Annotated in this window: 17 protein-coding genes; 3 read left to right on the plus strand and 14 right to left on the minus strand. The window is 63.9% G+C overall.

Annotated features, from left to right (window positions below):
* Positions 1–165 precede the first annotated feature (165 nt).
* Positions 166–864 carry a selenium cofactor biosynthesis protein YqeC gene (yqeC, locus tag HMPREF1316_RS04400; protein WP_232204439.1) on the plus strand — a complete coding sequence of 233 codons (699 nt, stop codon included), beginning with the start codon at positions 166–168 and terminating at the stop codon, positions 862–864.
* On the opposite strand, the gene hydA is transcribed toward yqeC, so the two are convergent.
* The 10 genes from hydA to ssnA all read right to left on the minus strand — a co-directional run bounded on the left by hydA (position 854) and on the right by ssnA (position 17,310).
* A complete protein-coding gene (gene hydA, locus HMPREF1316_RS04405; RefSeq protein ID WP_021725755.1) occupies positions 854–2,236 on the minus strand; it encodes a dihydropyrimidinase in 1,383 nt (460 codons plus the stop codon). The genes yqeC and hydA overlap by 11 nt on opposite strands.
* A gap of 1 nt (position 2,237) precedes the next feature.
* Positions 2,238–3,188, minus strand: coding sequence for an NTP transferase domain-containing protein (locus HMPREF1316_RS13145; protein ID WP_198009583.1), 951 nt, complete (start codon positions 3,186–3,188; stop codon positions 2,238–2,240).
* 73 nt (positions 3,189–3,261) lie between these two features.
* On the minus strand, positions 3,262–4,203 hold the full coding sequence (arcC, locus tag HMPREF1316_RS04415) for a carbamate kinase (RefSeq protein WP_040651400.1): 942 nt from the start codon (positions 4,201–4,203) through the stop codon (positions 3,262–3,264).
* 5 nt (positions 4,204–4,208) lie between these two features.
* Positions 4,209–5,411: a knotted carbamoyltransferase YgeW gene (gene ygeW, locus HMPREF1316_RS04420; protein ID WP_021725735.1), complete on the minus strand. Its 1,203-nt coding sequence runs from the start codon at positions 5,409–5,411 to the stop codon at positions 4,209–4,211.
* Positions 5,412–5,486: 75 nt separating this feature from the next.
* Positions 5,487–6,869 (minus strand): YgeY family selenium metabolism-linked hydrolase, encoded by a 1,383-nt coding sequence (locus HMPREF1316_RS04425; protein WP_021725754.1) that lies wholly within the window; start codon positions 6,867–6,869, stop codon positions 5,487–5,489.
* Positions 6,870–7,108: 239 nt separating this feature from the next.
* Entirely contained in the window at positions 7,109–8,491 is a 1,383-nt protein-coding gene (locus HMPREF1316_RS04430; RefSeq protein ID WP_021725729.1) for a uracil-xanthine permease family protein, read from the minus strand.
* A gap of 125 nt (positions 8,492–8,616) precedes the next feature.
* On the minus strand, positions 8,617–9,831 hold the full coding sequence (gene dpaL, locus HMPREF1316_RS04435; protein ID WP_021725733.1) for a diaminopropionate ammonia-lyase: 1,215 nt from the start codon (positions 9,829–9,831) through the stop codon (positions 8,617–8,619).
* Between the two features lie 154 nt (positions 9,832–9,985).
* Positions 9,986–12,769, minus strand: a complete 2,784-nt coding sequence (gene xdh / locus HMPREF1316_RS04440; protein ID WP_040651386.1) for a selenium-dependent xanthine dehydrogenase — start codon at positions 12,767–12,769, stop codon at positions 9,986–9,988.
* Between the two features lie 80 nt (positions 12,770–12,849).
* Positions 12,850–15,840: a putative selenate reductase subunit YgfK gene (gene ygfK, locus HMPREF1316_RS04445; RefSeq protein ID WP_021725738.1), complete on the minus strand. Its 2,991-nt coding sequence runs from the start codon at positions 15,838–15,840 to the stop codon at positions 12,850–12,852.
* A 114-nt stretch (positions 15,841–15,954) separates the two neighbouring features.
* Positions 15,955–17,310, minus strand: a complete 1,356-nt coding sequence (ssnA, locus tag HMPREF1316_RS04450) for a putative aminohydrolase SsnA (RefSeq protein ID WP_021725746.1) — start codon at positions 17,308–17,310, stop codon at positions 15,955–15,957.
* 653 nt (positions 17,311–17,963) lie between these two features.
* Here ssnA and HMPREF1316_RS04455 point away from each other — a divergent pair.
* Positions 17,964–18,614 (plus strand): helix-turn-helix transcriptional regulator, encoded by a 651-nt coding sequence (locus HMPREF1316_RS04455; RefSeq protein WP_021725744.1) that lies wholly within the window; start codon positions 17,964–17,966, stop codon positions 18,612–18,614.
* A 118-nt stretch (positions 18,615–18,732) separates the two neighbouring features.
* Here HMPREF1316_RS04455 and HMPREF1316_RS14025 read toward each other — a convergent pair whose 3' ends face one another.
* A complete protein-coding gene (locus HMPREF1316_RS14025; protein WP_156900999.1) occupies positions 18,733–18,897 on the minus strand; it encodes a hypothetical protein in 165 nt (54 codons plus the stop codon).
* Between HMPREF1316_RS14025 and HMPREF1316_RS13635 the strand changes: the two genes are divergently transcribed.
* Positions 18,898–19,074: a M20/M25/M40 family metallo-hydrolase gene (locus HMPREF1316_RS13635; protein ID WP_021725739.1), complete on the plus strand. Its 177-nt coding sequence runs from the start codon at positions 18,898–18,900 to the stop codon at positions 19,072–19,074.
* 61 nt (positions 19,075–19,135) lie between these two features.
* On the opposite strand, the gene HMPREF1316_RS04460 is transcribed toward HMPREF1316_RS13635, so the two are convergent.
* From HMPREF1316_RS04460 to moaC, 3 genes are read right to left on the minus strand one after another with little or no spacing between them, the layout of a single operon-like run.
* The gene (locus tag HMPREF1316_RS04460) at positions 19,136–19,675 is read right to left on the minus strand and encodes a MogA/MoaB family molybdenum cofactor biosynthesis protein (RefSeq protein WP_021725709.1); all 540 of its coding nucleotides are present in this window, start codon (positions 19,673–19,675) and stop codon (positions 19,136–19,138) included.
* A gap of 5 nt (positions 19,676–19,680) precedes the next feature.
* Positions 19,681–20,754: a molybdopterin-binding protein gene (locus HMPREF1316_RS04465; RefSeq protein ID WP_021725740.1), complete on the minus strand. Its 1,074-nt coding sequence runs from the start codon at positions 20,752–20,754 to the stop codon at positions 19,681–19,683.
* The gene (gene moaC / locus HMPREF1316_RS15020; RefSeq protein WP_021725722.1) at positions 20,751–21,713 is read right to left on the minus strand and encodes a cyclic pyranopterin monophosphate synthase MoaC; all 963 of its coding nucleotides are present in this window, start codon (positions 21,711–21,713) and stop codon (positions 20,751–20,753) included. The genes HMPREF1316_RS04465 and moaC overlap by 4 nt, the downstream gene beginning before the upstream one ends.
* Between the last annotated feature and the right edge of the window lie 3 nt (positions 21,714–21,716).

A 21,716-nucleotide genomic window follows, 5' to 3' on the forward strand; every position in this document is an offset into this window, starting at 1 on the left:
GAATCCCTCCCCACCAATCGAACGCATTCTTGCTACAGTCTTCATGCAGTCTCGTATGGCGCCGTACCGGCGTCATATTTTCTGAAACATAACGACGGACACGCGTGCACTATACAAGACTTTTAGTAAGGCTACCTAATGAAATTACATGAAATGCTGCAAGTGGTGCCTGGCATTACGTCTGTGGTCGGTAGCGGTGGCAAGACTGCGCTCTTGGACGCCCTCGCACGCGAGCTGCCGGGGACGGTCATCCTTGCCACATCAACTCACATCCTGCCCTTTGCGGGCATGCCGCTTCTTACGCACCCCTCCGAGCGCGACGTCCGCGACGCCCTCAAGCGCTCCCGGTGCGCCTGTGTGGGGACGCCCACGGAGTCCGGCAGGCTCACCGCACCATGTCTGGACTTTGGCACGCTTGCGCGCTGTGCAACCTACGTGCTCGTGGAGGCGGACGGGTCGCACAGGCTGCCCCTCAAGGCGCATGCGGACTGGGAGCCCGTCTGCCCACCCGATACGGGACGCACGGTTCTCGTCGTCGGCATCTCGGGGCTCGGACGTCCCCTTGACGAGGTCGTGCATCGCCACGAGCTGCTGTGCGGACGCCTCGCGGTTCCGCAGGATGCCATCGCCACCCCGGCGCTCGTCGCCCAAGGCATCGCCTGGGAGCTGGAGCATGGCATCATGCGGCCAGACGTCCTGTTGCTCAACCAGTGCGACACGCCGCGGGACCACGCGCTGGCGTCCCAGCTTGCACGCGAGCTCACAGCGCTCCTGAAAGACAGGAGCATGCCCGTATGTACGACCTGCCTCCCTGCCAGAGGCGCCAGACGTGACAGGGGACGCCAAACGCCCCCTATCTCTTGACGTAGGTACCGGGCACGGAGCCCGTGGGCTCGCCATCCCGGGCAACGAGTACGCCGTTCACATACACTAGGTGAGCCCTACCCCTGCACCTGACGCCCTCATAGGGCGTGTGGTCCACGTTCTGGTGTTGGGTCTTCGCACCGATGACCCACTCCTGACACGGATCCCATACGCAGACATCGGCATCGGAGCCCACGGCAAGGATGCCCTTCCGCGGAAACATGCCGAACACGCGCGCCTGGTTCTCGGACAGGAGCCTCAGGAGCTCGCGAGGGCCAAGCTCGTCCGCAAAGCTCGTGGCGATAAGCCCAGGGCGATGCTCCACGCCAGGGATGCCGTTGGGGATCCTGCGAAAGTCATCCCTGCCACGATCCTTCTGCCCGCACAGGTTAAAGGAGCAGTGGTCGGTGGATATGGTGTCAATCTCGCCCGCAGCTATGGCTGCGCGCAGCGTCGCACGATCCGCTGGCTTGCGCAGTGGGGGACTCATGACGTACTTGGCCCCACCAAAGTCCGGCTCCAGATAGCGCGTCTCATCCAGCAGCAGGTACTGCGGACAGGTCTCCACGTAGATGTTCCTTTGGCCCCGCCGCCTTGCTGACCGGATGACCTCAAGCCCCAGCCTCGTGGAGAGGTGCACCACGTTCACACGGGCATCTCCCGCAAGGTGGGCCAGCATGAGCAGGCGTCCGATGGCCTCGGCCTCACAGACATCCGGCCTGCTCATGGGATGTCCTTCGGGGCCATGGACGCCCGCATCGAACACGCGTCTCTGCAGGGCATCCACCAGCGTCCCGTTCTCGCAATGCACGCAGAGCGTAGCGCCCAGAGGGGCGAGTCCCTCAAGCACCTCGAGCGTCTGGGCGTCATCCAGGCGCAGGTGATCGTAGGCAAGGTACGTCTTGAAGGAGCTCACGCCCGCCTCGCGGATGCCGGGAAGGTCGTCTTTGGTCCGTTCGTTCCAGTCTGCAACGGCCATGTGGAAGGCATAGTTGGTCGTACAGGTGCCATCGGCGCGCCTGTGCCACTCCTCCAGCGCCTGGGGCATGGTCATGCCCTTGTCCTGCGTGGCATAGTCCACGATGGTGGTAGTGCCACCGCAGGCGGCGGCGCGCGTACCCGTCTCAAAGCTGTCGGCCGTCCAGTCCATGCCCGTCCAGGCCTGCATGTGGGTGTGCGCATCGATGAGGCCGGGGAACACCCAGCAGCCGCTCACATCCTGGCAGCTCATGCCCGCGAGCGCCCCCTCGGGCACACCACCGGGAGCGACGGCGGCAATCCTGTCACCCTCCAGGATGAGGTCACCCATGGCCAGCCCATCCGGCAGCACAAGGGTGCCTCCGCGTATCACGGTCCGTGCACCTGTCCCCATGTCACTCATCCCCTTGAAGTCGACTGCCCGTGCCCGAGCCACAAGCTGCATCCCCTCCGCACACGGCATCAACGCGCGCAAGGCCCTCTGGTGTGTCTATGTCCCATAGCTCCTCGGGGCTCGCCGCCTCAACGGTGCGCACCAGATGGCAGAGGACGGGGTTCTCTCTCAGGAGCGCAAGGCCCCCGCAGTCCCCCGAAAGTGCGGAGAGGGCGGGAGACAGCCACCCAGGAAAGAGCACGGGACTTCCCGCCTCCCCCTGCCAGGACAGGCGGATGATGGCATCGGGATGGTGGGCATGCTCGTCAAGCATGCGGGCAACGCTCTGGCGCGCAAGCAGTGGTTGGTCGCCCACCACAAAGAGGTAGCCCGTCCGCCTCCCCAGTGCCCGCATGCCCTCGCGCACCGTGTCGCTCTGGAACGCGCCCCCGTGTATGACGCACCACGCGCCGCGGCCTCCGCACAGAGCGACGACCGCTCGCGAACGCGTGACCACGACCGTCTCGAGACGCGCATCGGCAAGGGCATCGAGCGTATGCTCGAGCATGGGCTTGCCTCCGAGCGGTTCCAGGAGCTTCTGCCTGCCAAAGCGTCGGGCCTGTCCCGAGGCCATGACCACGCAGCCCAGGCGTGGCGTCTCGTCCAAGCCCGCAAAGGCGATGCCCTTAAGACGTGCCCCCTCGGCAGCGACGGCATCGCTCCACAGATGGTAACGGGCAAGAAGGGCCTCCCCCGCCTCCGTGAGCGTCGAGCTGCCCCCCGCCTCGCCTCCCGTTCGGCGCACGAGCAGGGGCGTGGCCGCGCCCGCCTCCGCACGCCTGAGGATGTGCAGTGCCTTGGTATAGCTCATACCCAGGAACCGGGCTGCGGCGGCAAGGCTGCCCTCAGTGTGCACGGCAGCAAGAAGCCGGTAGGGGCCGGGCCCAAAGGCACGGTTCCCTTGCGAATCCATGAGGTATGCGACCGTTCGCGGCGTCACGGCACCTCTCTCTCCCGCGGAGCCTCAGACCACGGCCCCGCACGGCCTATCCGTGCACCCTCGTCCCGGTCTTTCCCGCCATGCCGTCTGCGGCACGGCTCAACTCGGTTATGAGGGCAGACCTCCCGGCGCCGGAGCACGCGAACTCGAGTGCCGCCTGCACCTTGGGGAGCATGGAGCCGGGAGCAAACTCCCCGTCATCAATATAGCGCCGAGCCTCCTCGGGTCCCAGCTCGTCAAGCCACTGCTCATCGGGCATGCCAAAGTGAATCGCAACCTTCTCCACCGCCGTGAGGATGACGAGCGCCTGGGCATCCATCTGCTCGGCAAGGCGCGCCGCCACAAAATCCTTGTCGATGACCGCGGCGGCACCCTTGAGGTGATGTCCCTCCGTGCGATACACGGGAACGCCTCCTCCACCACAGGCAATGGCCACATGATCGGCCGCAACCAACGAGCGGATGGTATCAAGCTCCACGATGGAGCGTGGAAGGGGTGATGCCACCACACGGCGATATCCACGCCCCGCATCCTCCGTCACGTGGTAGCCACGCTCCTCCACCATACGCTCGGCCTCCTCCTCTGTCATGAAGGGGCCAATGGGCTTTGTGGGGTTTTGGAAGGCGGGGTCATCGCGATCGACCTCAACCTGACTCAGCACCGTCGTCACGCCATGGTCGATGCCACGGTCCTCGAACTCCTCGCGGATGGCATTCTGCAGATCATAGCCTATGTATCCTTGGCTCATGGCAACGCACACAGAGAGCGGGCACGGAATGTAGCGCTTGGGGTCAAAACGCGTGAGCTGCGTCATGGCCTCCTGGATCATGCCCACCTGCGGACCGTTGCCATGCACGACGACGACCTCATTGCCCGCCTGCACAAGGTCGGCGATGGCCTTGGCGGTGCCCCGCACCGCCTCCATCTGCTCGGGAAGATTGTCGCCCAGGGCGTTGCCGCCCAAGGCGACCACGACTCTTCGTCCCATGATGCCTACGCCCTCGCCCAACGGCTGCGGCCGCGCTGCTCGAGCTCCTTGAGCATGGCAACGGGGTCCTTTGCCTTCTGCAGGAAGATCATTGCTGCCACGGCGTACGGCTTGTAGCTGGCCTCCTTGTACAGGCCATCGCGGTGGACGTCAAAGACCTCGCTCACAACCTCGCCATGCTCGCAGGAGACGCCCTCGATGTCGGCCGGCAGCGGGTGCATGTAGATGGTGTCCATGCCCTTTGCGGTCTTGGACATGAGCTCGGACGTGCAGTGCCAATCCATGTGCGTGGCGTTCTGGGCGAGAAGCTCCTTCTCCAGGACGTCGATGCCCTCGGAGTCACCGGCAGCATAGAGCTTGGTGCGCTTCTCCATGGCCGCGTAGGGAGCCCAGCTCTTGGGAACCACGATGTCGGCGCCCTCGAAGGCCTCCTCCATGGAGTGGGCCTGGGTGAACGTGGCACCAGACTCCTTGGCGTAGGCGCCAGCCTGCTTGACCAGCTCGGGCATGAGGTCGTAGCCCTCGGGGTGTGCCAGGGTGACGTTCATGCCAAAGCGGGTGAGCAGCATGATGAGCGACTGCGGGCAGGAGAGGGGCTTGCCGTATGAGGGGCTATAGGCCCAGGTGACGGCAACCTTCTTGTCCTTGAGGTTGTCGAGCCCACCAAACTCGTTGATGAGATAGAGCAGGTCGGCCGAGGACTGCGTGGGGTGGTCGGAGTCGGACTGCAGCGAGACGAGCGTGGGACGGTGATCGAGGATGCCGTCGGCGTAGGACTGCGCCACGGACTCGGAGACCTCCTTCATGTACGCGTCGCCCTCGCCGATGAACTTGTCGTCGCGGATGCCGATGACATCGGCCATGAAGCTGATCATCGTGGCGGTCTCGCGCACGGTCTCACCGTGAGCGATCTGCGACTTGGACTCGTCGAGGTCCTGGAGCTGAAGGCCCAGCATGTTGGTGCCCGAGGCAAACGAGAAGCGCGTGCGCGTGGAGTTGTCGCGGAAGTTGGAGACCGCAAGGCCCGAGTCGAAGATGCGCGTGGAGACGTTGCGCTCGCGCAGGTTGCGCAGGGCATCGGCGACCAGGTAGAGCGCACGAAGCTCGTTGGTGGTCTTGTCCCAGGTGTGCAGGAAGTCATTGTTGTACATCTTGGAATGGTCGAGCTCCTCGAGCTGGCCGAGGTAGTTCCGGAACGTGGAGTCCATTCGTTTCCCCTTCTTTGGATGCGAGCGAGGTGGCCTTCCCAGTGACCGCACGGTCTGTGTTTCTGAGGTGCCTGCTTACTTGATGTCGTTGCCCGTCAGGGTGCCGCGATACTCGGTGGCGTCATCGGTGGCCTGGCTGGGGTCGTAGAGGTTCACGGCCGCAACGTAGAGGGCTGCGCAGGTGGAGAGGTCCTGCCTGTAGGTGACCTCGTTGGGGGCGTGGGCCTGGGACTCGGCGCCGGGGCCAAAGCCCACGCACGGGATGCCATAGCGGCCCTGGATGGACACGCAGTTCGTGGAGAAGGTCCACTTGTCGCACAGGGGCCTGCCCTCGCGCTTGTCCATGGACTTGGGGCAGCCGATGCGCTTGTCGCCAAAGAGGGCCTCGTGCGCGTCGACGAGCGCCTTGACGTGGGGCGCACTCTCCTTGTTGATCCACGTGGGGAAGTAGGCCTCGGTCTCGTAGACCTCGCCGGTCCAGCTGGGACGGTCGTACATGTACATGGAGACCTTCACGTCCTCGCCGTACTTCTTGACGGCAGGCAGGTTGCGAACCTCCTCGAGGCAGGACTCGTAGGTCTCGCCAGCGGTCATGCGACGGTCGATGGAGATGGCACAGGAGTCGGCCACGGCGCAGCGCGAGGGGCTGGTGTAGAAGATCTGGGAGACGGTGCAGGTGCCGCGGCCCAGGAAGCGCGCGTCCTCGTAGTGGTCGGGGTTGTACTTGGGGCCGAGCATCTTGGCGAGGCCCCTGATGGAGGTGGACTCGTCTGCGCCGTTGTTGTTGAGGGCGCGGACGTCGTTCACGATGTCGGCCATCTTGTAGATGGCGTTGTCGCCGCGCTCGGGGGCAGACCCATGGCAGGAGACGCCCTTCACGTCCACGCGAATCTCCATGCGGCCACGGTGACCACGGTAGATGCCACCGTCGGTGGGCTCGGTGGAGATGACGAACTCGGGCTTGATGCCGTCCTTGTTGTAGATGTACTGCCAGCACATGCCGTCGCAGTCCTCCTCCTGGACGGTGCCCACGACCATGATCTTGTAGCCCTCGGGGATGAGGTCCATGTCCTTCATCATCTTTGCCGCGTACGTGGCAGCTGCGACGCCGCCCTCCTGGTCGGAGCCGCCACGGCCACCGATGAGCTGGTCGTCCTCGAAGCCCTCATAGGGGTCGAAGTCCCAGTTGTCACGGTTGCCGATGCCCACGGTGTCGATGTGGCCGTCGATGGCGATGATCTTGTCGCCCGTGCCCATGAAGCCCATCACGTTGCCAAGGCCATCGACCTTGACCTCATCGAAGCCGAGCTTCTCCATCTCGGCCTTGATGCAGGCCACGACGTCGCCCTCCTCGCAGGACTCGCTGGGGTGGGAGATCATGGTGCGCAGGAACGCGGTCATGTCCGCGTTGTAGGCACGAGCCGCTTCCTTGATCTTGTCGTAGTCGAGTTCCTTCATTGGGTCCTCCTCAAGACGTCCCATACTAAAAGTATTAATACAAACTTTTTGTTTGGTATATGCATCATGCGCCTTACGCAGGGCAGATTCAAGCGTTACAGGAGAACTCCCTGGCATTGCCCTGAGCGGCTCGCCTTGCGCCCCGAACGGCAGGTCCCTAACGGCAGGGCGGCATGTAGGGTCCGGCAGCGCCCGCCTTGGGCCTTGCAAGGGGCACGCCACACAGACCGCATGGGGATCTACTTCGCACCCAGCTCCTCCTCTTCCCTGACATCTGCACCACGCTCACCGTTGGGGTCTGGCAGTACGAGGTTGAGAGTGATGGCCACGAGCGTGGTGACGACGATGGCAGATCCGCCAAAGATGCTCGTGACCCAAGGGGGCATGTCGGCACCTCCTAGCGACCCCTTGACCATGGAGATGCCCATGCCCAGAGCGACGGACAGGCCAGCAATGCTCGCACGACGGTCGGTAAGCCCACCCTTCGTGAGAATCCTGATGCCCGTCATGGTGATGGTGCCAAAGACGGAGATCGTTGCGCCGCCAATGACGCACATGGGGATAGTGTCCAGCAGGGCGGCGAACTTGGGAATGAGGCCACATGCGATGAGGATGCCCGCCGCGCAGGCGAAGACGCGCCTGTTGACGACCTTGGTCACCGTGGCGATGCCGACGTTCTGGGCGAACGTGGCCGTGGGCAGACCACCAAACAGGGCGCCTATCGTTGAGGCAATGCCCTCACAGAGGATGCCGCCGCGAATCTCCCCCAGCCTTGCCTCGCGACCAAGCGCACCGTTGGCAACGGCAGAGAAGTCGCCGATCATCTCGACGGCGGCAATGATGAACACTGCGCCGAGGGAGACCAGGGCATCCGGCTGAAACTCGATGCCAAAGGGAAGGACCTTGGGCAGCGCTACCCAGGAGGCGTCTCCTAGGCCACCAAAGTTCACCATGCCGAGGGCAAACGACAGCGCATAGCCTACGAGCATGCCAAACAGCAGGGAGCCAAGCCTGAGCACACCCTTGCCAAAATTGCCGAAGATGATGCAGCACACCAGCGTGACCAGGGCGACAACCCAGTTTTGGGCGCTACCGAAGTCGGGGCTGCCCGTTCCTCCTGCCATGTAGCCAACAGCCACGGAGTAGAGCGACAGCCCGATGCAAAAGACCACCGTGCCCGTGACCACGGGTGGGAAGAGACGCTTGATCTGTCTGAGGAACACGCCAAACAGTATGGCCACAAAGCCACCCATAAACTGGGCCCCAATGATGGCGGCAATGCCATACGTGCCACCAATGGTGTTAAGCACAGGAACGAACGCGAAGGAGGCTCCCGTAATGACAGGCAGTCCCGAGCCAATGCGGCCAAAGACGGGATGCGCCTGCAGCAGCGTCACGATGCCCGAAAACAGCATGGCGGACTGAATGAGCAGCGTACGTTCATCCGCCGGCAGGCTGCACGCGGAGCCAACGATGATGGCCGGTGTAATGATGCCCACAATGGCGGCGATAACATGCTGCAACGCGAGGGGGACGAAGAGCCTCGCCGGTGGCTTGCCATCTTGCCAAAACAGCTGACCGGTAGCATCGTCGGCCACCTTCCGCATCTTCTTTTCACTCATGCCGATCCTCTCTCGTGTGTTGGGGGCAGTTGCCAGGCGCAGCCACCAGTAAGTGGCTCGCGTCCTCGGAGGGAGCGGGCTGTAAAGGCTCCCTGCAGCCCAGCCCGTCGTGCCCCCTCCCAGACCTACTCACTTGCGTAGGCCCCGTCCCACACAACCTCGCGGTAGCGGACAGGGTCGGTGTCGCCCTCCGTGGAGAACAGCAGCACCTGGGACCTGAGGCCCAACCCGAGCTCCTCACGCAGCTCGACGTAGGCATCATCCTGCATGATGGTGGCGATCATACCCATGCCCACGGCACCAGACTCGCCCGACGTGATGGCAGGATCCCCTTTGACGGGCGCGGCAAGCATGCGCATACCCTTGGCAGACGACCAGTCTGGGCAGGAGAGAAACGCGGAGACGTGGTTACGCAGAATGTCCCAACTGATCGTGTTGGGCTCGCCGCAGGCAAGGCCGGCCATGATGGTGCTGAGGTCTCCTCCCACGGTGCGTGGCTTGCCATCGGCGGCCCGTGCACCCTGATAGAGGCAGTCTGCCGCACTTGCCTCCATGGTCACGAATGTGGGAGGGTCATCCGGGAAGAGGTTCGTGAAGTAGCCGACGACGGAGCCCGCGAGCGACCCCACGCCCGCCTGCACGAACACGTGGGTGGGACGATTGACCCCAAGCTGCCTCAGCTGTTCGGCCGCCTCACTGGACATGGTGCCATACCCCTGCATGATCCAAGACGGAATCCTCTCGTATCCGTCCCAGGCGGTGTCCTGCACGACGACACCATGCTCCGTCTCGCCCGCCTCCTGTGCGACGAGGCGCACGCAGTCGTCGTAGTTGAGCTCCTCGATTGTAACCTCGGCGCCCTCCTTGGCGATGTTGTCGAAACGTGCCCTTGTCGATCCTCTGGGCATGCGCACCACTGCCCTCTGACCCAGCCTATGCGCCGCCCATGCCACCCCACGGCCATGGTTGCCATCCGTTGCCGTAAAGAAGGTGGCACGACCAAAGTCCTGTGCCAGCTGGCCGGACGTCAGGTAGCCGAAGTCACATTCGCCTATGTCCCTGCCCGTCTCGTCAGCGATGTAGCGTGCCATAGCAAACGAGCCACCCAGCACCTTAAAGGCATTGAGGCCAAAGCGGTAGCTCTCGTCCTTCACATAGAGCCCACCCAATCCCAGGTGCTCCGCCATGCCCGTCAATCTCGCCAGAGGCGTCTCTGAGTACTGCGGGAAGCTCCTGTGGAAGCGCTGAGCCTCTCTTACGCTGCCCAAGTCCATGATGGCAAGTCTCGTGTCCCCACTGCCGGGCATCCTGTTCATGGCCCATTCCATGCGTGGTCTCATGTCTACATCCTTTCCTGCCAGGCACTTGTGGCCTTGCGATTGGTGCCTACAGAGCACTCTGCCTTGCATCCCCTGAAGCGGGGCATAATCCGTTCGTACAGGCACACGCATGAGACGGTCGCACGTTGCCTGCATATGCCTGCCACCACGCCATCTATGACACCGCCCTGCGGGACCTCTTTGCGTAGGGCGTATCGCGCAGGGGCAGCTCGGTGCGCAGCCGGCCATCAAGGCGCCTGTAGGCGTTCTGTAGTGCGCCGGCAGTGGGAATCGAGGAGATCTCTCCAATGCCCTTGCCACCGTATGCCACAGGCAGCAGGTGCTCCCCCTCCACATAGATGGCATGGATGTTGGGGATCTGCGTGGCCCGAAGCAGTCCCAACGTGCCAAAGCGCACCTTGGGGACACAGTCCTTGAGCACGAAGTCCTCCGTGAGCGCATAGCCCATGCTCATGAGCACGCCGCCCTCGATCTGGCCTTGGATGGCGGTGGGGTTTACCACCTTGCCGGAGTCATGCGCCGCATACACGTCGCTCACCTTGCCATCCTCATCGAGCACGGCAACCGTGGTGGCATAGGCATAGCAGATGTGGCTCTTGGGATTGGGCTTGTCGGCCCCCAGCCTATCCGTGGGCTCAAAGTACTCGTAGAAGAACTCACGGCCCTCGAGGGCGGCAAGGTCCTCCACAGGACGCATGGGATGGTGCCCCCTGCCGGCAATGAGCTCATCGGGGTCGGCCGACACGGGTGTACCATCCTCAAGCGTCGCCCTGATGCCATTCCCCTTCGCACGCAGGGGCGTCACGGGAAGTGTCCCGTCCCGCTCGTAGGCAAGCATGGCGTCACGCAGCAGGAAGGCTGCCCCACGCACGGACTCCCCCGTAATGACGGTCTGTCGCGAGCCCGAGGTCGTCCCCGAGTCTGGAGCATACTCCGTGGAGCACTCGCCATTCTCAATGAGGGATCTGGGCAGTCCCACGGCCTCCGCGACGTCCTGCAGGAAGATGGTGTTGCAGCCTTGTCCGACGTCGGACGTGGCCGAATAGATCACCACATGGCCGTGTTCGACCCGAAGCGTACAGCGTCCGGCGTCGGGCAGGCCAACGCCCACGCCCGCGTTCTTCATGGCGCAGGAGATACCGCACCTGTCAGCGTTCCGCTCATAGGCGTCCTTCACCGCCATGAGGGTCTCCTTGAGGGCCGTCGACTCATCGGCAAGCTGACCGTTGGGCAGGGCGTCACCCGGCTCGATCGCATTGCGATAACGCATCTCCCAGGTGCTGATGCCCACCTCGTCCGCAAGCAGGTCCATGAGGCACTCGAGGGCAAACTCGCTCTGACATACGCCAAAGCCCCTGAACGCACCGGCAGGCGGGTTGTTGGTATAGTAGCCAAAGCCCCTGATGTCCGTGTTCTGATACTTGTAGGGGCCTACGGCATGGGTGCAGGCGCGCTCCAACACGGGGCCGCACAGCGAGGCATAGGCACCGGTATCAAAGTTGATTTCGCAATCTAGGCCAGTGAGAATGCCATCCTCGTCGCAGCCAAGCGTAAATGTGGCCTCCATGGCATGGCGCTTGGGGTGGAAGTTGATGGATTCCTGACGGCTCAGCTTACACTTGATGGTGCAGCCAAAGCGCAGGGCCGCTAGGGCGGCCACGTGCTGCACCGTGACGTCCTCCTTACCTCCGAAGCCGCCGCCCACCAGCGCGGTCTCGACCACCACACGCTCTGGGGTGTCATCCCAGCCCAACATGTGGGCAACCTCCTTGCGCGTGTCGTAGGCCCCCTGGTCGGAGCTGATGATTTTGACGCCGTCCTCGTAGGGGAAGGCTATGGCGCACTCGGGCTCCAGGAAGGCGTGCTCCGTGAAGGGCGTCTTGAACGATTTGGTCACGACGTGAGCGGAGTGTGCCAGCGCCACCTTCGCATCCCCGCGTGTCACATGACGACTCTGACACACGTTATCGTGCAATTGCACGATCTTGCCAAAGGCAAGGAAGCTGTCGTGGATGAGCGGTGCCCCCTGAGCCTTGGCCTCTGCGATGCCTCGCACGGGCTCGAGGGGCTCATACGCTACCTTCACAAGCCTCTTAGCCCGCTCAAGCGTCCCCTCATCCTTGGCGACCACGAGACAGATGGCGTCGCCCACACAGCGCGTGATGTCTCCCTCGGCAATGAAGACGTCCCAGTCCTGGATAAGGTGCCCCACCTGGTTGACGGGAACGTCCTTGGCCGTGAGCACGCCCACGACGCCGGGAAGCTCCTCGGCCTCACTCACATCGACGGACAGGACACGAGCGCGAGGATATGTGGATCGAACGGCCGAGGCGTGACACATGTCCGGAAAGTCGAGCTCGTTGTAATCATCAGGATACTTGCCCGTGCCCAACACCTTGCAGCGCACATCCGCCCGAAAGGCCCGCTTGCCCACACCATAGTCGTCACCACGCTCGAGGGACCCGTCAATGGCCTCCTCGCCACGCAGGATCCTAGCGGCCAGCAAGATGCCCTCGATGATCTTCTTGTAACCGGTGCAGCGACAGATGTTTCCCTTGATGGCCTGCTTGACCTCGTCCTCGGTGGGGCTGGGGTTCCTGCGCAAGAGGGCCGACCCGCTCATGACCATTCCCGGGGTGCAGAACCCGCACTGTACGGCACCCACCGTGCCGAAGGCATAGACAAAGGCCTCCCGCTCGTCGTGCGTGAGCCCCTCGACGGTAAGGACTTCGCATCCCTGAAGCTGCTTGGTGGAGATGACGCAGCCCCTCTTGGCGACGCCATCTATGGCAACGGTACAGGTTCCACACGCCCCCTCGCTGCACCCGTCCTTCACGGATGTCAGGTGCAGGTCATCACGCAGGAAGCGCAGGAGTCGCTTGTTCTTTTGAGTCGACACCTTCGTGCCGTTGACGGTGAACGTGTAAGTCTCTGCCATGTTCCCATCCTCTTCTCTCGGTGTCACAGCCACCATGCGGCCGCCCTTCCCATGTCTGCGGGAGGCTCGCACGGCATGCATCAGCTAAGTAGGTACGAATAGGTGTTCCGCACTGCGACGATGGTCTTACGGACCGACTCGGGCAGGCCGCATGAGAGGTCGTCCACATCGAAGGTGCCCTCATCGGCATCCACTCGCACGAGCATACCGCCCTCGGCAGGCAGGAAGCCCTCGTTGGTGGAGTCGTCGAAGTCCTCGCGGCTCCAGAAGAGCGTGAGCTTGTCCTTGTACGGGCGACCCTCGGAGTACGGGCAGAACACGGCGCAGTTGCCGCACTCGTTGCACATGCCATCCACGTGGACAATCTGGCGCTCGCGCATGCCGGGTACGCGGACGGCCACATTGGCACGGTTGGGGCAGACCTCGCAGCAGATCTCGCACACGGTTGCGCAGCCAAGGCAGCGCGTGTGGGCAAGCGACTGGACGTCGGCCTCGAGGCTGCCACGCGACACAAGCGACGACTCGTAGCTGGGGCCAACGTTGGACTCCCCCATGCCATCAAAGGAGGCGCCGGAGATGGCACGCGTGACGGTCATGGCATCGGCGATGGCCTTGACCACGGTAGCGGGGCCGCGGCGCGCATCGCCTACGGCAAAGACGTGCGGCACGCTGGTCTCGAGGGAGTCGCTCACCACGGGGCGGCCCTTCCCGTCAAGATCGCAGCCCGTTGCCAGGTAAAGCCCCTGCTCGATACGCTCGCCAACGGCGGTGATGACCGCGGTGGCGGGCACGCTCACGGTCTCGCCCGTAGGCTCGGGGGCGCGACGACCAGAGGCGTCCGGCGCGCCAAGGCGCATGACCTCGCAGGTCAGCACGCCGTTGGCAAGGTCGCCGGGCGAGAGGAGCTCCATGAGCTCCACGCCGTCCTCGAGTGCCATGACGAGCTCTTCCTCGTCGGCGGGCATGTAGCGGCGGGTACGGCGATAGACCAGGCGCAGGTGCTCGACGCCGGGCACGCGCTTGGCGGCACGCGCCACGTCCATGGCCGTGTTGCCACCGCCAATGACCACGACGTCGGTGCCAAGCCGGCATTGCGCAGGATCGTCCCTGAAGTCACGGAGGAAGTCGATGGCGTCGAGCGCCTCGCCGCTGCGGAGCGCCGGACGGCCTGACGCCCAAGCTCCAATGGCCACCACGACATCGCTAAACCCCTGGTCGAGAAGGTCGCGCGCGTTGGTGACCCCGACACCCGTCTTGAACGTGGCGCCATAGGCCGAGCAGAGCTCCACGTCGTGGTCGATGGCCTCGTCAGAGATGCGGAAGCCCGGGATCACATGGCGCACGATGCCACCGAGCTCACCGGTGCGCTCGAACACGGTGACGTCGGCGCCCGCGCGAGAGAGGAACGATGCCGCGGCAAGGCCGGCGGGACCGGCGCCCACAACGGCAACCTTGCGATTGTCCACGGTGCCACGCGGGGAGAGCGTGGGAAGCACCTCGGCCAGGCCCTTCTCGGCAGCCAGGAGCTTGAACTCGCGGATGTGCACGTGCTCCTCGTAGTAGTTGCGCATGCAGGAGTCGCCGCAGGTATGCGGGCAGATGGTGCCCGTCGTGAAGGGCAGGGCGTTGCGCTCGAGGATGATGCGGAGGGCGTCGGCATAGCGGCCCTCCCCACAGGCGCGCAGGTAGCCCGGGATGTCCTGCTCGATGGGGCAATCCTCGCGGCAGGGTGCCGTGAAGCAGTCGATGAGCGGCAGGTCGTGGCCCACGTGGCGCTCGGGCATGGGCTTGACGGGCTTACGGTAGCGGGGGTTGGTGAGGGCGTCGTCCACGATGGTGGAAACCTTGGCGAGGTCAACGCGCGAGAACGGGGCGTCATCGATGCCGGAGAGAGACTCGTCAACCTGGACCAGGCGCTGGTAGCCACCCGGCTTGAGCAGCGTTGTCGCCATGGTGACCGGCCAGATGCCGGCGTCGACGAGCGCGCGGACGTTCAGCGCGTCCGCGCCGCCGGAGAAGGAGATGCGCAGGTGGCCCTCGAACTCGTCGGCGATGCGCTTGGCAAGCGAGATGGTGAGCGGGTAGAGCGAGCGGCCGGACATGTACATCTCGTCGCTGGGAAGCTCAAAGCAGGTGACGTCAACGGGGAAGGTGTTGGTGAGCTTGACGCCAAACTCCACGCCGCACTCGGCTGCCAGGGCGATAAGGCGCCGGAGCATGGGTACGGCATCTGCCCATTGCAGATCCTCGTTGAAGTGGTGCTCGTCGAAGACGATGTAATCGAAGCCCAGCGAGTCCAGGGTCTTGCGGGCATACTCGTAGCCCAGAAGCGTGGGGTTGCACTTGATGTAGGTGTTCAGGCCCTTCTCGGCGATGAGGTGCGTCGCGATGCGCTCGATCTCTGCGGGCGGGCAACCGTGAAGCGTGGACTCGGTAACCGAGCGGGACACATGCGGCGAGATGGAGTCGACAAAGGCGGCGTCAACGTTCTGGAAGCGATCGAGGTTGGCCTTGGCCCAGGCAATGGCCTCCTGGAAGACGGGGGTGTCTGAGGCATCCTTCATGCTGTCGATGTAGGTGTCGACCTTCTCGCCCTTGATGCCCTCAAGGTCGTAGCCAACCGACATGTTGAAGACAAAGCCATCCGGGTCGCCCAAGTCGAACTCGCGCGCGAGGAGCTTGCAGGCAACCCAGGCCTTGACGTACTCATCAAAGGCATCGGGTACGGTGAGCTCGGTGGACCACTCGCAGTTGTAGCCCTCATCGGCTGCGAGGATGCAGGGCTTGTTCACGCAGGCGGAAAGTTCGGCACCATCCATCTTCTGGACGGTCTTGAGCTCGAAGAAGCGGGCACCGGTAACGTAGGAGGCGATGATGTTCTGGGCAAGCTGGGTGTTGGGGCCCGCCGCCGGCCCAACGGGCGACTCGACCCTCTCGCCAAAGATGGGACGGGCATGACCGCCGAGCTTGGCAAGGCGAGACTCGCCAAAGACGGTTCCCTGGGCCTTCTTCTCGGTTAGGATCCAGTCCATGAGCTGGTCGAACGGAATGGGGCGCATGATGTCGCTCATTGCGATTCCTCTCCAGAAACGCATTTCCGTGGGGACGTGAGGCGCGCGCGGCGCCACGGGATCCGCGCACGTCATGGCAGTGGCGCCCGAAGGATGCCACTGCCGGAAAGACACCTAGTACTCGCAGCCGTTAAGCTCTCCCCAGAGCCTCTTTGCCTGGTCGAGCACGAAGGCGTCGATCCTTTCCTTGTCAATGTCTGTGAACGTATGGTCGCGGTAGACCACGCGGCCATTCGCGATGGTAGTACGGCAGTCGTGTCCCTCGACGCCAAAGAGGATGTGGCCATCGATGTTCTCCGCACCGATGGGCGTAGGCGCGGGGTAGTCGAACACGGCAACGTCCGCCGCGGCACCGGGCGTAAGCACGCCCAGGGGCTTGCCCTGCGGCTTGGTTGCAAAGTACACGTTCGCGACCTCGGCATTGTTCTTGAAGAGCATGGTCATGGCCTCACCCCAGGCCACGTTGGGCAGCGCGGAGTTGAGGCGCTGCAGCGGCACGAAGGCCTTGAGGGACTGAAGCATGTCGTGGGTGTAGGCATCGGTTCCCATGGTCACGGTGATGCCGCGCTTGAAGAACTCGAGCACCGGCGCGGTGCCCACGGCGTTGTTGGCATTGGACTGCGGGTTGTTGACGATCTTGGTATGGGTCTCGGCACATACGTCCATGTCGGCCGGGGTGATGTGGATGCAGTGGCCGAGCATGGTCTTCTCGCCCAGGATGCCATGGTCAAGGAGACGGTGGATCGAGGTGCAGCCGTGCCTCTGGGCGGAGTCATAGACGTCATCCATGCCCTCGCACACGTGGATGTGGAAGCCGGTGAGGCCGTTGTTGGCCTCTGCCATACGGTCGAGCGTCTCGTCCGACAGTGTGAAGAGGGCGTGCCCGCCGAACATGGCGGCAATCATGTCAGAGTCCTGGTTGGCAGCCCAGCGGGCAAAGTCGGCGTTCTCTTGGATGGACTCGGCGAGCTTCTCCTTGCCATCACGGTCTGAGACCTCGTAGCACAGGCAGGCACGCATGCCCATCTCCTGCGCGACGTCCTTGATGGCAAAGAGGGACCCGGGGATCTGGCAGAAGCTCGCGTGGTGGTCAAAGATGGTGGTCACGCCATTGCGGAACGACTCCATCATGGTCACGTATGCGCAGGCGCGCGTGCCCTCAAGTGTGAGGTGGCGATCGATGTTCCACCACTGCTGCTCGAGGTTCTCGAGGAAGTTGGTGGGATTGCACCCTCTGATGGCGAGGCCGCGCGCCAGTCCGGAATAGATATGGGTGTGGCAGTTGATGAGACCGGGCATGATGAGGCCGCCATGGGCGTCAATGAACGCGGCCGTGGGATAGGCGGCGTCCATCTCCGCACGCGTGCCAACGGCCACGATCTTGTCGCGGTCGATGACAACGGCACCGTCCTCGACGAAGGGCTTCTCGGGATCCCTGGTTACGACCCGACCGTTTCCAACAAGTAGCATAGGGCCTCTCCTCCTTGCCACATGCCGCAGATCAGCTACGGCCCAACCTGTGTTCGCCGCGGCCCTCTCATGCCGTGACGGCCGGGCGTTACGCGAACGCGACTGCACCACATGGGCACCCGACTACCCAGTTGCAAATGAAGCGCAGGTACAGGGCATTCCCCCCATGACCTCTCCCTGTGAATCACCCATCTGGCGATTCCTCGCACATCTTGTAATAGAACCTGACAAACATTTTGCTTCAAAATTGCGTCTACCGCATCGCGGTCTGTAAAACATCGGCGTACGGTCGATTGCCGGTGTGGGCGGTAACGTTATATTTTTCGATGTACAACGTGGGCTCAAAGCGTCCATCGCAAGACACGTTGCTTGGCTGAATCCAATTTCTAACTGGATTTGTTCTCGGCAATACGATGACGGCATTGGCACCGTCAAGCGGCGGTGCCAATGCCGCCCATCCTATCACGTGCGTCTTCCTCTTAGGTCTTTGTCAGATAATGGCTCGCCCTTACATTTCGTTAGGATTTAGGTGCTAGTATGTGCTAGATGCTGACCTCCCCGTCCGTGCGTGACCGTACCTCACGGCTTGGTTCGACACGCCGAAAGGGTGCGCGGCCGATGGACGAGACTCGTCATGGAGGGATCAAGGACATATGAAGAAGTCAGAGGTCGAGTTCCTCTCTCGCCTTGCAAGGGGCATCGCTGCGCAGTTTGGAAGCAACTGCGAGGTTGTCGTCCACGACCTTGAGGCCAAAGACCCTGACAGCACCATCGTGGCAATAGAGAACGGCCAGGTCTCGGGCAGAAAGCTCGGCGACGGCCCATCGAACGTGGTCCTCAAGGCCCTGAGCTCCGACCCCGATAGGCTCCAGGATCGCTTTGCCTACCACACACGTACCGAGGACGGACGCGAACTGCGGTCGAGCACGGTGTTCTTTCGCGATGAGACCGGCAAGCCGGTGGCCATCTTCGCCATCAACTATGACTCCACGCCCATCATGGCGCTCCAGAACATGCTCAAGGACTTCACCTCGCTTGCCAGTACTGCCTCGGACGAGCCAGACGTAATCCCCCACAACGTGAACGACCTTCTCGATGAGCTCATCGACCAGAGCGTGCGCGTGGTGGGCAAGCCCGTGGCACTCATGACCAGAGATGACAAGGTCAAGGCAATAGGCTTTCTCAACGATTCCGGCGCTTTTCTCATCACCAAGGCCGGGCAGAAGGTCTGCAACTGCTTTGGCATCTCAAAGTACACGCTGTACAGCTACATGGACGAGGCCAAGTCACACGAGAAGGAGTAGACGCATGCGTGCGCAGCGCCGCACCGATGACGAGGCGACGGAGCTCACAGCACGGCTCATGGGTATGGAGAGCACGGATCCCGGAGCCCTTGAGGGCACCGTCGAGCAGTTTGTTCGCTCATGACTGAAGGGGCGTCGCAAGCAGGCGGTCAGCCTTGCCGGTACCGTACGCATCGAGGAGCTCGAGGCGCCACCTGATCGCCGTCGCGTTCGAGCGGTGGTCCCCGCCGCCGGGCCTAGCGATGTCGCATCTGCGCCAGCGGACCTCACGCTTCTCTGTCACATGGACACCGTCCGCGTTGGTGCAGGCTGGCGCGATGGCACGCCGGCCCTCTCGCCCACCCTGCGCGACGGCGAGCTCGTTGGCCGTGGCTCGTGCGACATGAAGGGTGGCCTGGCCTGCACACTGTTAGCGTTCTCGGACGCGCTTGCCGAGGTGGACACGCAACCAACGCTGTAAGGGGATGCCGGGCAAAAGATGCGCAGGCGGCGCAGCCAAGAAAAGCCAGGCCGCCTGCGTCCTAGTGCCCTTCTGCCGCGCAGTCCGCCTGCCCACCGCGCAGCATCTCGATCCCGTGCGCGATGGGCCCGATGACTGCGGAAACGTTCTCGATTGCGGCCTTGGGGCTCCCCGGCAGGTTCACCACAAGCGTGCGGTCCAGGATGCCAGCCACCTCGCGCGAGAGGCAGGCATGCGGCGTGATGGCCATCGAGGCAGCACGCATGGCCTCGGGGATCCCTGGCGCCATGCGCGTGCACACGGCCGCGGTCGCCTCGGGCGTCACGTCGCGTGGCGAGAGGCCCGTGCCACCCGTGGTGAGGACGAGCGCCGCGTCCCGCTCTGCCGCCGCCCTGATAGCCGCCTCTATCTGTGGCTGCTCATCGGGCACCACGCGCGTTGCCACCACGCGGTAGCCCCTCTCGCCGAGAAGCGCTACGAGCGCCGGCCCAGAGGCGTCCTCGCGCTCTTTGCGCGAGCAGCGGTCGCTCACAGTAATCACAACTGCCGTGTAGGCCTCACTTGCTGTAGCCTGCTGCTTGTCTGTCTCGCCATGGCTCATGGCTCCTACTTTCCAAACGGGCACACGGGGAAGGTGCAGGGCTCGCAGCGCAGGCACAGGCCGCCCTCGCCCAGTTGCACAACGTCGCGACGACGCACTTCCACACCGGCCGCAATGCGAGGCAGCACCAGGTCAAAGACCGTAGCAGCACTGTACATGACGCAGCCTGGCAGACCCACCACGGGCACCGCGCGCGGCTCGCCAGCAGCATCGCTCTCGTCAAAGTAGCCCACGAGAAGCATCGCGCCCGGCAGGACCGGCGCGCCATAGGTCACGATGCGCGCACCCGCACGCTTGATGGCGCCGGGGGTGTTGTCATCCGGGTCAACGCTCATGCCACCCGTGCACACAACCATGTCGACCCCGGTCTCTCGCGCCTCGCCTATGGCCGCCACCAGCGCGTCCACATCGTCGCCGGGCGTGGCGTGCCAGGTCGTCTTGATGCCGTAGCGTGCGAGCTTGGCCTCCACCACAGGGGTGAAGCGGTCCTCGATAAGGCCCTTGGCCACCTCGGATCCCGTGGCGATAATGGCCGCCGTCCCCAGGCGCCACGGCTCCACGCGCATGAGCGGGCCCATCTTCTCGATGTCTGCCGCGCGCTCTGCCACCTCGACCACAGACTCCCTCACGACCAGCGGGACCACGCGTGTGCCAGCAAGGTCGTCGCCTGCGGATACGGCAAAGCCGCCCTTGCGCGTGGCGATCATGACCTCCTCGCAGCCGTTTACGGCCACAAGCCGCTCCGAGTCGGCGAGGTAGACACCGTCGTGCGCGGCCTTGATGCCGATCTTGCCCTCGCGAGGCTCGCCCGACGCCACGCAGCCCGGGCCCAGGCAGAGCGCGGCCAGACGGCGGGCGGCGTCGTCCTCGTGGAGCATGCCGGATCCGGCCTCCCACACGTAGAGGTGCTCCTTGCCCATGGAGAGCAGCACCGGCACATCCTCGGCCGTGACCACGTGGCCCTTCTTGAAGCGAGGTCCCTTGTAGCGCGGCGAGCCCCTGCCGTCACCGGGCAGAATCTGGGTCATGTCGTGGCACAGCACGTGCCCGATGGCGTCCTCGGTCTTAACAAGCCTCATGCCAGCTCGCCCTCTCCCATCACGCGAACCTCGTCACCGGCGCGCACGGCTCCACCGCGCGTCACCACGCAGAAGACGCCGTCGGTGGGCATCACGCACATGCCCGTAAGGCGCCGTATCTCGCAATCGTTGTGGCAGGCCTTGCCGATCTGCGTCACCACCATGCGGGCGGGGCCCACGGCAAGCGTGGTGCCCACGGGCAGGCTCTTGACGTCGATCCCCTGCGTGAGCACGTTCTCGGCAAAGTCCCCCGGCGCAAGCTCGATGCCCTTGGCGCGCATGAGGTCCACGGACTCGTTGGCGAGAAGGCTCACCTGGCGGTGCCAGCCGCCAGCGTGAGCGTCGCCCTCGATACCCTTGCCCACCTTGAGCTCGATAGCGTCAACGGCCTGCTTGCGCGTGCCCTTCTTCTCGGATATGCAGGTGGCAACCACGGTGCCGTGTAGCAGAGACGCCGTGTCAGCCTCCGTTGCTGCCGCGGGATCGTCGCCCGCGGCCCGCACGAAGTGCCCGGATTTGCCGCCGTCCTTCTCAAGCAGGCGCACCCCGGTGATGACCATGTCGCGCTGGTGCGCCTTGCACATGTCGTAGATCGTGAGACCCGTGACCGAGGCGGCCGTGAGCGCCTCCATCTCGACGCCCGTCTCGCCACAGCAGCGCGTGGTTGCCGTGAAGGCGATGCCGCCCTTCTCGTATGAGAACGACACGTCGACGCCCGTGAGCTGGATGGGGTGGCACATGGGCACCAGCTCCCAGCAGCGCTTTGCGGCCATGATGCCCGCCACCTGTGCCACGGCGAGCACGTCACCCTTGCTGATGCCGCCTGTGCGCACCAGCTCCAGCGTATCGGGCCGCATGAGGACCCTGCCCGCTGCGCGGGCGACCCTCTGCGTCTTTGGCTTGGCGGACACGTCCACCATGCGGGCGCGTCCCTCCCCGTCGAAGTGCGTGAGCCCCATGGC

It is taken from the genome of Olsenella profusa F0195 (genome assembly GCF_000468755.1).
GTDB classification, from domain to species: domain Bacteria; phylum Actinomycetota; class Coriobacteriia; order Coriobacteriales; family Atopobiaceae; genus Olsenella_F; species Olsenella_F profusa.